Raw genomic sequence first — 12,293 nt, forward strand, 5'->3', positions numbered from 1 at the left:
GCCCTTATAGGGCTTTTTAAATGAGTGAATTACCAGCCAAGGCCTCCGCCGTAGCAGCTGCAGCCGATGATTACTAATAAAATAAATAATACAACTAATAAAGCAAAACCAGATCCATATCCACATCCAGCGTTTCCAGACATACGAACACTTCCTTTTCTTTAGTTACTCTTTCCTCAAGAAAAACGCCGCTTGCATTTCGCTTGAGTTGGATTATCTTATGCCTGAACACGCCGATTTGACTCTGGTTTTTTCTTTTTTCTTTTTCCTTCTTGCCATGCACCTCATTAGTAAAAAAAGAAAATGCTTTTCAGCCCCTCTTACAAAATCATTTATTTCACTAGCTTACGTCTTTCAGAAGACCGTACTTCCGTGCGCTTTCCGATACCTAGTACATAGTAGCTCAGCACGACAATAGCTAAAAAGATAAGCCCAACAATCAGCGATATGCGCGTTTCATCATTAAACCACATGCCTACAAGCACCATAAGTAAAAACGCGATGGTTACGTAGTTCGTCACAGGAGCAAAAGGCATTTTAAATGGATGCTGATCCATCGCCGCTCCTTTTGCTTTTCGAAAACGAATTTGACTAATAAGAATGACAAACCATGGAATCATACCTGGAAGCACGCTCGCGCTGTACACGTACACAAAAACATTTGGCGGAGCAATATAATTTAAGACAACGCCCGCAGCTAACCCAATCATTACCGCAACGGTACTATAAATAGGTACACCGTTTCGAGAAACCTTTGTAAAAAACGCTGGAGCCTGTCCGTTTACGCCTAACGTATAAAGCATGCGTCCTGCGCTGAAAATTCCGCTGTTACATCCAGACATTGCCGCTGTAATGACCACAAAGTTAATGATTCCCGCAGCTGCCGTAATCCCTACTTTCGCAAATGTAGAAACAAACGGACTGCCGAGTGAGTCCAGCTCGTTCCACGGATATACCGTTACAATGATAAAGATGGCACCGATATAAAAGATTAATATACGCCAAATCAAGCTTTGAATCGCGCTTGTTAACGTTTTTTTAGGATCTTTGGCTTCTCCTGCTGTAATTCCAATAAGCTCTACTCCTTGATAGGCAGCAATCACAAGCGACAGCGCAAAGAAAAAGCCGGACCATCCGCCTGTAAAGAAACCGCCGTTTGCCCACAAATTCGATAGTCCAAGCGCTTCTCCCCCGTTTCCAAGACCGAAGAAAACAAGGCCAAGACCGGCAATAATCATGAGAACAATCGTCACGATTTTAATCATTGCAAACCAAAATTCAAACTCTCCAAAAGATTTTACTGAGATTAAATTTGCCGCACCGAGAATGATCATGGCGATAATTCCCGGAACCCACGCCGGCAAATGCGGGAACCAGTACTGCATATAAGCTCCGACGGCAATAATTTCTGCCATGCCGACAATCACCCACTGAAACCAGTTGCTCCAAGCCGTAATGTAGCCAGCTAACGGGTGAATATATTTATGACCAAATGTCGCAAATGAACCCGTACTTGGCTCTAAGTAAAGCATTTCACCCATTGCACGCATAATAAAGAAAATAAAAACGCCGCAAATAGCATACGCAAGCAGGACGGATGGCCCCGTCCATTTAATGGTGCTTGCTGAACCCATAAATAACCCTACCCCGATCGTTCCTCCAAGAGCAATCATTTGAATATGACGAGATTCAAGCCCTCTTTTTAACTCTTTGTTTGCCAATTTACTTCCCCCTAGCCCCTCGTGATGATTTTCTCTTCTATTAAGAGATTCTTTTATTCCCCTGTCCTGATAGGGAATGATCATCTTTTTTCTTTTTCATAAAGAAGTACGAACATACCACAAATACAGCAATCAGCAGCGTGAGATAAAACTGAGTGCGAAGCGAATCAATAAATGCCATCGCAATAAAGATGCTTGTGATCGCCGCAATTGTTCCATACGTTAAATAAGGAAACAGCCACATTCTGATTTTTAAAGCTTCTGGCTTTTCTTTTTCGTATTTCTTTCTCATGCGAAGCTGTGAAAAAGCAATAACAAGGTACACAAGAAGCGCTACGCCTCCAGATGCATTTACTAAAAATAAAAAGATTTTATCAGGTGAAAGATAGTTAAACCCAACGCTGATGTAAGAAATCACGGTACATCCTACAATGGCATTAAACGGAATGCCTTTTTTATTCACTTTCAAAAACATACGCGGCGCGTCTCCTTTTTGCGCCATTGAGTACAGCATACGAGAACTCGTATATAGACCTGAATTTAAGCAAGAAAGAACGGCAGTCAGTACGATAAAGTTCATGATTTGAGCAGCTGCCGGAACGTTTACCAGCTCTAATATCGAAACAAACGGACTTTTCATCAAGCTTGAAGAATCCCAAGGAAGGATCGTTACTAAGATTAAAATAGACCCAAGATAAAAAATCAAAATACGATAAATAACGGTATTTGTTGCGATGGTGATCGCTCGCTCAGGCTGAGCCGATTCTCCAGCCGCTGTTGCGACAATTTCTGTTCCCATAAAGGAAAACATGACAATCGCCACTCCTAAAAAGACGGAGCTGATTCCATTTGGAAGAAATCCGCCTCTATGAAGAAGGTTCGACGCTCCCGGAGACTCTACTCCCGGTATTAAACCGAGGATGATCGCTCCTCCTAAAAGTAAAAACAGCACTAAACTAACTACTTTAATAAGCGAAAACCAGTATTCAAATTCACCAAATGATTTAACAGAGTATAAGTTCGTTAACGTTAATAAAAATGTCAGGAGCAGACTCACACCCCAAGACGGTAGAGATGGAAACCAGTATTGAATAATCGTTGAACCAGCAATCGCTTCAACAGCAATAACAATTACCCAGAAAAACCAGTACAGCCAGCCGATTGTGTAGCCAGCCCACGGTCCAAGCGCTTCTCTGGCATAGGTCGCGAACGAACCGCTTGAAGGATTAGCCGTAGACATTTCCCCCAGCATTCGCATAACTAAGATCACCAGCAAACCGGCAAACGCGTACGAAAAGATGGAACCAGGACCTGCTGCGTTAATAAGCGATCCGCTTCCAATGAACAAACCGGCACCAATGATTCCTCCTAAAGAAATCATGGTTATGTGTCGAATTTTTAATTCTTTTTTTAACTCAGGCGGTTGATGACTCATATTAAAATCCTCCTCATAGAAACCGTCATTTAAAGAATTACACGTTCTTCGCATCGCGCGTTAAATATGTAAGCCCTTACAATATCGTGGACAAATAACTGCCGTTTTCCTACCCTCCTTCTATCTGTGCATGCAAATGAAACTTTCACTTAACGCAAAAGTCAGCTTCATTCGACAAAATTACTTTTCGAATTATATGATAATTTATTTTGAACAACTTTGTCTATTGTTTTTTGATCGAAAAAGTATTTTACCTTACTATCGATAAACTCTTTCTTTTATCGTAATTCTTCACTTCAAAATATCTTTTCATCTACTTACTCATATCCCTTTCTTTTCTTTTTGTTCAAAATCACTATAAAAAACATCGTTTTATTGGCTTTTTAAACAAAAGTGTTTATTTTAAAAATTTTTGAACATTTTTGTTAAAAAACTATGTACAAAACGAGAATAAGGTGATTATAATACAGGTATAGGGTGTTGGAATATTAATTATGTTGTAAATTTTCTAAAAAAGGGGTAATGAAAATGAACACAATGAATATTAACGAAATCAAACAATACAAACACGAGCCTTTCACGGACTTTACGGTTGCTGAAAACAAAGATGCGTTTGAATCTGCATTAGAACTTGTACAATCAGAGCTTGGAAAGGACTATCCTCTTGTAATTGGCGGAGAATTCATTACAACAGAAGATCAAATTCAGTCCATTAACCCAGCAAATAAAGCAGAAGTTATCGGACGCGTGTCAAAAGCAGATCAAGACCTGGCTGAAAAAGCAATGCAAGCAGCACTTTCTACATTTAATACATGGAAAAAAGAAGCGCCGGAAGCTCGCGCTGACATTCTTTTCCGCGCAGCGGACATCATTCGCCGCCGCAAACATGAATTTTCAGCTTACCTTGTAAAAGAAGCAGGAAAGCCGTGGAATGAAGCAGATGCTGATACAGCAGAAGCAATTGACTTCCTTGAATATTACGCTCGCCAAATGGTGCAGCTAAAAGACGGCGCGCCTGTTGAGAGCCGCGAAGGTGAAGAAAATAAATTTAACTACATTCCGCTTGGTGTCGGCGTTATTATTTCACCGTTTAACTTCCCGCTAGCGATCATGGCTGGAACAGCAGCAGCAGCAATCGTAGCAGGAAATACGGTTCTATTAAAACCTGCTAACAACACACCGGTTATCGCAGCAAAATTTGTAGAAGTAATGAAAGAAGCTGGCCTTCCAGACGGTGTACTGAACTACGTGCCGGGAAGCGGAAGCGAAATTGGCGACTATTTAGTAGATCATCCAAAAACACGATTCGTTTCATTTACAGGTTCTCGTGAAGTAGGCTGCCGCATCTATGAACGCGCAGCAAAAGTACAGCCTGGTCAAATCTGGCTAAAACGCGTTATTGCTGAAATGGGCGGAAAAGACACGGTTGTTGTAGATAAAGATGCTGATTTAGATTTAGCTGCTTCTTCTATTGTGTATTCAGCGTTTGGCTTCTCTGGACAAAAGTGTTCAGCGGGCTCTCGTGCAGTTGTTCATCAAGACGTATACGATATCGTTCTTGAAAAAGCAGTTGCGCTGACAAAAACATTAACAATGGGCAGCCCTGAAGATGTAAACACGTATATGGGACCTGTTATTGATCAAGCTTCTTTCAACAAAATTACAAAGTACATTGAAATCGGTAAAGAAGAAGGCCGTTTAATGACGGGCGGAGAAGCAGATGATTCAAAAGGCTACTTCATCCAGCCTACGATTATTGCAGATGTAGATGAAAAAGCACGTTTAATGCAAGAAGAAATCTTCGGCCCAGTCGTAGCATTCTGCAAAGCGCGCGACTTCGATCATATGATGGAAATTGCGAACAACACTGACTACGGTTTAACAGGTGCCCTTCTTTCAAATACGCCTGAACACATTGAGCGTGCGAAAGAAGAGTTCCACGTTGGAAACCTTTATTTCAACCGCGGTTGTACAGGTGCCATCGTTGGGTACCAGCCGTTTGGCGGATTTAATATGTCAGGAACAGATTCAAAAGCTGGCGGTCCTGATTACTTGATTCTGCACCTGCAAGCAAAAACAACAAGCACAACGCTTTAATACTCAGTAGAGCAGCCCTAGGCTGCTCTATCTTAAAACAACAAGGGATTTTTTCTATAGGGGGAGATATTTATGTTAGCAGAGGTATCTAAAAATGTGTTTCTTCACGCTTCCCAAAATAAAGCGCTAAACAAAGCGGCGAAAAAATGGGGTCTTCGCTTTGGTGCAGCTCAAGTGGTAGCTGGCGACACAATTGAACATGCGATCAAAAAAGTACGGGAATTGAATGAAAAAGGGCTTGTTTGTACGCTTGATCATTTAGGGGAATTTGTTTCAAGCAGAGAAGAAGCTATCGAAGCAACTCAATATAACATCAGAACACTAGAAGCTATGGGCCAAGCCGGTGTAACGTGCAACTTATCTGTCAAAATGACGCAGCTTGGTTTGGATATTGACCGCAGCTTTTGCGTTGAGAACATGCGCCGCATTCTTGAAACGGCGAAAAAATACGATAACTTTGTTCGAATCGACATGGAAGACTATGCTCACTGTCAAATGACGCTAGATATTTTACGAGAGCTCCGCGAGACGTTTGATAATGTTGGAACGGTTATTCAAGCTTACCTATTCCGCGCTGAACAAGATGTAAAAGAGCTAAAAGGCATTCCTCTTCGATTGGTAAAAGGCGCGTATCAAGAATCACCAACGGTGGCGTTTCAAGACAAAGCCCAAATTGATGAGAACTATATGCGAATTATCGAAGAGCATTTGCTCAGTGGAACATACACGGCTATTGCATCTCACGACCACAATATTATTGCAAAAGTAAAAGAGTTCGCTCACAAAAATAACATCCCGCGCACGCAGTTTGAATTTCAAATGCTGTACGGATTCCGAACAGATATGCAGCTTAGCCTTGCAAAAGAAGGCTATACAATGCGCGTATACGTTCCCTTTGGCAACGACTGGTTTGGCTACTTTATGCGCCGCTTAGCGGAAAGACCGCAAAACGTCGCATTTGCTTTAAAAGGATTCTTTTCTAAATAAGCAGTTCGTTTAGTAAGGTTCGTAATGAAAACGCTATCATTTCTTTGTGCCCTTTGCGGATGCTTCTGCAAAGGGGTTTTTTTATACGATTTCTCTTCCCTTTTCGTATGTATTACGATAAAATACAAGTACGAACAAACGTTCTTTTTATTCCAAACAAAAAGGAGAGTACATATGAATCCTCTATCAAAATTAGCACTGCCTCTCAAGCTAGAACCTTACCGAAAAGAAATCGAAAAAACATGTAAACCTTATATCCACATCCATACGGTCAGGAATAGTCCCAAATTATATGACAGCAAGTTCGGCGGCAACCCTTACCTGCCTCTAGAAGCAAATCATCCTCTCGACTCCGAGGGCAAGCCTATGTTAATGATGGCACAAATCAATTTTTCTGACGTGCCTCCCTATGAAAATATGCCTTCTCAAGGCATGCTTCAATTTTTCATTTGCGGAGCTGATAACAAAAACACCGGTGATGTGTATGGTCTGGATTTTGACCAACCCACGTCTCAAAAAGACTTTCGCGTCGTTTTTTATGAAGACATAACAACCGACGAAAACAAGTTAATAACCGACTTTACGTATCTAGAAGACGTTGACCGAGATATGTTCCCTATTCCTCAAGAAGTAGGCCTACAGTTTGAAATAAAAAGCGAACCCGTGTCTCCTACTGACTATCGATATAACGATATGGAATCAGATTTATTTGATGATGAAGAAATGGAAGAGATCTACTGGGATGAGCTTACGGGCGAGTATCATAAAATGGGCGGATACGCTTTTTTCACTCAAAGCGATCCTCGAGACTACGATGAAGCGCTGCGCGCATATAACGTTCTGCTTCTTCAATTCGCCATGGACGACGAAGCGGATATTATGTTTGGTGATGCGGGAGTGGCCAATTTCTTCATTAAAGAAGAAGACCTTCGCAACCGTAACTTTAAAGATATTTTGTACAACTGGGACTGCTGTTAAAAAAACACCCTCTTAGAAAAGTATCTAGGAGGGCGTTTTTTTACATTATTATTATTTACTACTCAGCCTGTTTTTCCAGCCCTTGCAGCATTCAGCGTTTCTTTAAACTGCTGTAGCGCTTTTACATCTGCAAATGCGCTTGTAGGAATAACGTATCCGCTCATTGCACTAACAAGAATAAAGATATGTTCATCGGTTTCTCTAATTTGAGTGATGCTTGACCAAGGAGTCTTCACTTCTCCTTTTGAGCTTTTCTCTACCAAGCCATCTTCCGTCACCATTATAGTATGCTCACCCGTCAGACTGCTGTTATCTCCTTCATTTATTACCTTTATAATGTTCTTTTTAATACTTCCATAAAAATACTTCGGATAAAATAAAAACCAAAGAACCGCAAGCAGCGCAAATGCTACGAACATACCAAGTAAAAACTCTCCTTCAACCCACGAAACAAGCAAAGGAATAAGAAGAAAAATAAGCGACATCCATCGCTGAACTTTCAGCACTTTTTGTACTCTTTCCGAATGTTGAGCATGATGCATATTAAAAGCCACATAATCATCTTTTGTTAACGTATAGTGATATTCCATATTAATCTCCAATTCTTCTAAATAACAACAAAATAAAATATACCTCATTTGGTGTTATATGTATATAAAATAATAAGTTTTTCTTATGAAACACATCAACTTTTTATCATTTATTTACAGTGATACATCACGTAAACTTAACTAGTACTCTACTAGTTAAGGGGGAATGTTTATGACTTTTACACTAACGCATATTGATCATATTCAGCTAGCTGCACCACCGCATTCAGAAAGCAAAGCACGACACTTTTTTGGAACCGTTCTTGGCTTAACAGAAATTGAAAAGCCGGAAAGTCTTAAAAAACGCGGCGGCGTGTGGTTTGAATTTGGTTCTTATCAGCTGCATATTGGTGTTGAACCTACCTTTTCACCTGCCAAAAAAGCGCATCCAGGCTTTTATGTTAAAAACCTCCCTGCGTTCAAAAATCATCTGAGTAGCTTTGGTATTTCTTTTATAGGAGACAAAAACATTCCCGGTACTGAAAGAATTTACGTGGATGATCCATTTGGGAACCGTATGGAGTTCTTAGAAAGAAAAAACCTTCCTTTTCCCAGCTGAAATTCGGACAAAAAGACTGTGACAAGCGTATTTTAGTTGAAGGAAGATCCGAACGATTATTCGTTCGGATTTTTTTATTGGTATGGTGAACGTAGGTTTCGTGTATGTAGCGGCTTCTAGCGGTTGACTGGAGGGCAAGACGAAGACTCCTGCGGGGAAAGCGGAACAGGTGAGACCCCGCAGGAGCGTGCGCGACGAGGAGGCTCACCTGCCGTCCGCAGAAAGCGAAGTCTTGCACGGAAATCAACCGCGGTGTCAAAAGCGCTCCATACTAGCTCCTTTACCTCATTTGTTCGTCTTTAGATTAAATGCCTCAATCTCGTTGTTTTCGCCCTTCTTTTTGCTTTTCTTTCCACAGCATGTATAGCAATAGCCCCAGTACACAAAATGCCACGCCAAACATCGTTAAAGGAAATAACAGTGTATTAATAAAATGATGATAAACCCATGAATCGTTCATCTAACCAGCTCCAATATGCACCGTTTTTTTATAGTATGCCCTACTATAACCTTTTTTATATTGTTTTAAATATCATGGTTTCTATCATATTTCTTTTTCTTTTTAATAGAGTAAATAGTAGATACATAACATTCTCCTCTTAGAGTTCTTATTCGCTGATTTCAAAATTTTATTAGAGGAGGTTTACTCTATGAAAAAAAAGTTCACTGAAAAGCCTAAAAAGCTTTTTTGGATTCTTTCTTATAAATCATTAATTATCGCTATACTATTTGTTCTGTTAACATCTGCCGCTATTTTTACCGTCACGTATTCAACTCTTCAGCATACGCTGCGCTCGAACGTTGTCTATCAAGCGCTATCAAATTATAAAGCTCAAAGCTTGTTCTACTTCATGCATACGGAAAACCATCATTTCTCTCATGCCTTTGAAGAAGACTTCTCCCCGCCTCCTCTTTCTTCTGTCGCCCTGCAGCTTGCAACGAATATTCGCGTGGCGGATACAAGAAGTCTATTTGGATCAGAACTGCCCGGCTTTTCTATTTTTGATTCTCATATTCTGTTAGCCGGTGAAGGAACGGATTATACCACGATTCCTCATGAATCGGCTCCTCCTCTCGAAAGCATTTCTGGAGAGCGTGATTTGGATCCTGCTGAAAGCAAAACGTACGAAGAAAGCAAAAAACAGTCTCAAACACAGGCTAAGCAAAGCACGGGAGACAGAAAAGTTGTGTACATCTACCACACGCACAGCTGGGAATCTTATTTCCCTTTACTTGGTATGCCAGGTGAAGCGAACGAAAATAAAGCAGTAGATAACAAAACCAACATCACGCTCGTTGGTCAAATGCTAGGAATGGAATTAAAAGCAGACGGAATCGGATCGGAAGTAGATACAACCAACATGACGCAAAAGCTGAATGAAAAAGGCTGGGGTACAGGACGAGCCTATGCGATGTCTCGAAGCGTGGTGGAAACAGCTCTTCAGCAAAACCAAGACGTCGATTATTTAATTGATATTCATCGTGATTCACTACGTCAAGAAAAAACAACGGCTACTATCAACGGCAAATCGTACGCTAAAATAATGATTGTATTAGGTGAAGCGAATCCGAAATTTGATGAAAATGTAAAAATGGCTAAAGCGATTCATGAAAAGCTAGAGGAAAAATATCCAGGCCTTAGCCGCGGAGTATTAAGCAAAAAGAAAACAAGCGGCAATAACGGCCTGTATAATCAAGACTTATCCGACCGCTCCATTTTAATTGAAGTAGGCGGCGTCGATAACAATATGGAAGAACTCACAAATACCGTCAAAGCCTTTTCTGATGTGTTCAGCGAGTATTATTGGCAAGCTGAAAAAGTGAATGCGCAGTAAATAAAAAACTAGCTACTCAAGGTAGCTAGTTTTTGTTTTTATGAGAGTCACGCTTCTCCTTTTCTTCACACGCAAAGCAGACAAGCTTCCCTTCAACAACCACACCGTTCAAAAATCCCTCTAAACAGTACACGTTCTTTTGACATATCGTGCAGATTCCAACGTACTCTTTCACGACTTTCTCACTCCTTACATACGATTAAAAACCATAAAAAAAAGCTCTATTAAAGAGCTTCTTTCCGTACATAGGATTTTCCTTCATTTCAACAAACGGCTCATTTCCTCAGGAGAAAGCGGCTTATCAAATAGATAGCCTTGACCGATATGACAGCCTTGTTCCGTCACAAACTGCAGCTGTTCTTCGTTTTCGATTCCTTCTGCGGTTAGGGCAAAATTAAGTTTTTTCCCCATTTGAATAATCGTTTCCACCAGCACTTTTCCAACTTCATCTAAGTCGTCAATAAATGATTTATCAATTTTTAACGTATTGATTGGCAAGTGTTTAAGATAGCTGAGAGAAGAGTAGCACGTTCCGAAATCATCCATCGCCACTTTTATCCCTAGACTCCGCAGGCGGTTTAGCACTTTTTTCGATTCTTGACTGTTTTGAATAACGCTTTCGGTGATTTCAAGTTCTAGAAAGTGCGGCTCAAGGCCCGTTTTCTTCAAAATTTGTTCCATGTCCGTTACAAATCGTGAGGACTTCAGCTGAATAGGTGACACGTTCACCCCTATTTTACTCGCTTTTAAATTTATCTCCGTCCATGCTTTCATTTGCTGACATGCTTCTTCTAATACCCATTTGCCAACCGGTACAATCAAACCAACTTCTTCTAAAATGGGCAAAAATTCATTTGGATAGACAGTACCAAATTTTGCGCTATTCCAGCGGATAAGCGCTTCTGCCCCTATGACATCAGACGTTTTCAAATCGATTAACGGCTGATAAACGAGCTGAAACTCATTTCTTTCTAACGCATACTTTAACTCATTCTCCATGCTGATCGTTTTAATGATTTTTTCATTTGATGAAGAAGAACTCATTTCATATGTGTTTCGCCCATTTCGTTTTGCTACATACATCGCAATATCTGCTTGCTTAATTAACCTGTCAATTAGTTCATCTGCGTCTTTTGGAATAATATGCTGCTGACATTCCTTTGAAAATAGGCTGATGCCAACGCTTGTAGAGGTTAGCACTTTATCTCCGTCTATATAAAAAGGAAGCGACATTTCTTTTACAATCTGCTCGGTCATTTCTTCAATTTCCTCAACAGTTTTTAGTGTATGAAGCACTAAAATAAACTCATCGCCCCCGTGCCGCGAGATAAAATCAGAGGACGGAATACATTTTTTTAATCTTTCTGCTACGCGCCTCAGCAGCACATCGCCGTGATGATGGCCAAGCGTATCATTTATTGATTTGAAGCGGTCTAAATCTAAAAATAAAATAGCCAGCAGTTCTGGAGATTCTTCATCTAAAAACAGTTTTTTTAGCTGTTTGTTTAACCAGTAGCGGTTAGGTAAATTAGTTAACGGATCATAATAAGCCATTTGCTTAATTTTTTCTTCATATGCTTTTCGCTTTGTAATATCATTGCGAATTGATACGTACTGATACGGTTTTCCTCGTTCATCTAAAAATGGAACAATGGTTGTATCCACCCAGTAATACGAACCGTCTTTTGCCTTGTTTTTTATTTCTCCGTGCCAGACCTTACCTGAGCTGATTGTACTCCATAACTCTTTAAAAAACCGTTTTGAGTGATGTTTCGAATTAATAATACGATGATCTTGACCGAGAAGCTCATGTCTTTCATACTTAGAAATTTCACAGAATTTATCGTTCACGTGATTGATGAATCCGCGACTATCTGTAATCGCTACAATCGATGATTCATTTAACGCAAGTTCAATATCATTTAGTTTTTTCAGCGCTTCTTTAAATTTATATTCAAAATGCCTGTTTTCCATATCCTATACACCTTTATCAAAATTTTAACGATAAAACAAAACCCATGACGAAATGATAGAGAGGAATCGTGAATAATGAATACAATTTAATTAGCAATGGACAGCGAATTAGTTTGT

12 protein-coding genes are annotated in these 12,293 nt (G+C 40.2%); 6 read left to right on the forward strand and 6 right to left on the reverse strand.

Features of this window, described 5'->3' with window-relative positions; all coding sequences use genetic code 11:
* Positions 1 to 29: 29 nt before the first annotated feature.
* The 3 genes from MKX72_RS18845 to MKX72_RS18855 all read right to left on the reverse strand — a co-directional run bounded on the left by MKX72_RS18845 (position 30) and on the right by MKX72_RS18855 (position 3,156).
* Positions 30 to 143 (reverse strand): YjcZ family sporulation protein, encoded by a 114-nt coding sequence (locus MKX72_RS18845; protein ID WP_080754474.1) that lies wholly within the window; start codon positions 141 to 143, stop codon positions 30 to 32.
* A gap of 189 nt (positions 144 to 332) precedes the next feature.
* The gene (locus MKX72_RS18850; protein ID WP_033579977.1) at positions 333 to 1,721 is read right to left on the reverse strand and encodes an amino acid permease; all 1,389 of its coding nucleotides are present in this window, start codon (positions 1,719 to 1,721) and stop codon (positions 333 to 335) included.
* 40 nt (positions 1,722 to 1,761) lie between these two features.
* Entirely contained in the window at positions 1,762 to 3,156 is a 1,395-nt protein-coding gene (locus MKX72_RS18855; RefSeq protein WP_028414950.1) for an amino acid permease, read from the reverse strand.
* Between the two features lie 528 nt (positions 3,157 to 3,684).
* Here MKX72_RS18855 and pruA point away from each other — a divergent pair.
* From pruA to MKX72_RS18870, 3 genes are all read left to right on the forward strand, one after another.
* Entirely contained in the window at positions 3,685 to 5,253 is a 1,569-nt protein-coding gene (pruA, locus tag MKX72_RS18860; RefSeq protein ID WP_028414951.1) for an L-glutamate gamma-semialdehyde dehydrogenase, read from the forward strand.
* 72 nt (positions 5,254 to 5,325) lie between these two features.
* The gene (locus tag MKX72_RS18865) at positions 5,326 to 6,240 is read left to right on the forward strand and encodes a proline dehydrogenase family protein (protein ID WP_033579975.1); all 915 of its coding nucleotides are present in this window, start codon (positions 5,326 to 5,328) and stop codon (positions 6,238 to 6,240) included.
* Positions 6,241 to 6,414: 174 nt separating this feature from the next.
* On the forward strand, positions 6,415 to 7,218 hold the full coding sequence (locus MKX72_RS18870; RefSeq protein WP_155007729.1) for a YwqG family protein: 804 nt from the start codon (positions 6,415 to 6,417) through the stop codon (positions 7,216 to 7,218).
* Positions 7,219 to 7,280: 62 nt separating this feature from the next.
* Here the strand turns inward: MKX72_RS18870 and MKX72_RS18875 are convergent, their stop codons facing one another.
* The gene (locus tag MKX72_RS18875; protein WP_155007728.1) at positions 7,281 to 7,808 is read right to left on the reverse strand and encodes a YcxB family protein; all 528 of its coding nucleotides are present in this window, start codon (positions 7,806 to 7,808) and stop codon (positions 7,281 to 7,283) included.
* 172 nt (positions 7,809 to 7,980) lie between these two features.
* On the opposite strand from MKX72_RS18875, the gene MKX72_RS18880 reads away from it, so the two are divergent.
* Together MKX72_RS18880 and MKX72_RS18885 are read left to right on the forward strand one after the other, a co-directional pair.
* Positions 7,981 to 8,367 (forward strand): glyoxalase, encoded by a 387-nt coding sequence (locus MKX72_RS18880; protein WP_155007727.1) that lies wholly within the window; start codon positions 7,981 to 7,983, stop codon positions 8,365 to 8,367.
* A gap of 123 nt (positions 8,368 to 8,490) precedes the next feature.
* Entirely contained in the window at positions 8,491 to 8,670 is a 180-nt protein-coding gene (locus MKX72_RS18885) for a hypothetical protein (protein WP_084595977.1), read from the forward strand.
* Between the two features lie 10 nt (positions 8,671 to 8,680).
* On the opposite strand, the gene MKX72_RS18890 is transcribed toward MKX72_RS18885, so the two are convergent.
* Entirely contained in the window at positions 8,681 to 8,827 is a 147-nt protein-coding gene (locus tag MKX72_RS18890) for a hypothetical protein (protein ID WP_176343531.1), read from the reverse strand.
* Between the two features lie 190 nt (positions 8,828 to 9,017).
* Between MKX72_RS18890 and spoIIP the strand changes: the two genes are divergently transcribed.
* Positions 9,018 to 10,202: a stage II sporulation protein P gene (gene spoIIP, locus MKX72_RS18895; protein ID WP_034271278.1), complete on the forward strand. Its 1,185-nt coding sequence runs from the start codon at positions 9,018 to 9,020 to the stop codon at positions 10,200 to 10,202.
* A 258-nt stretch (positions 10,203 to 10,460) separates the two neighbouring features.
* On the opposite strand, the gene MKX72_RS18900 is transcribed toward spoIIP, so the two are convergent.
* On the reverse strand, positions 10,461 to 12,176 hold the full coding sequence (locus tag MKX72_RS18900; RefSeq protein ID WP_049165995.1) for a putative bifunctional diguanylate cyclase/phosphodiesterase: 1,716 nt from the start codon (positions 12,174 to 12,176) through the stop codon (positions 10,461 to 10,463).
* Positions 12,177 to 12,293 lie beyond the last annotated feature (117 nt).

This window comes from Priestia sp. FSL R5-0597, from assembly GCF_038006305.1.
GTDB classification, from domain to species: domain Bacteria; phylum Bacillota; class Bacilli; order Bacillales; family Bacillaceae_H; genus Priestia; species Priestia zanthoxyli.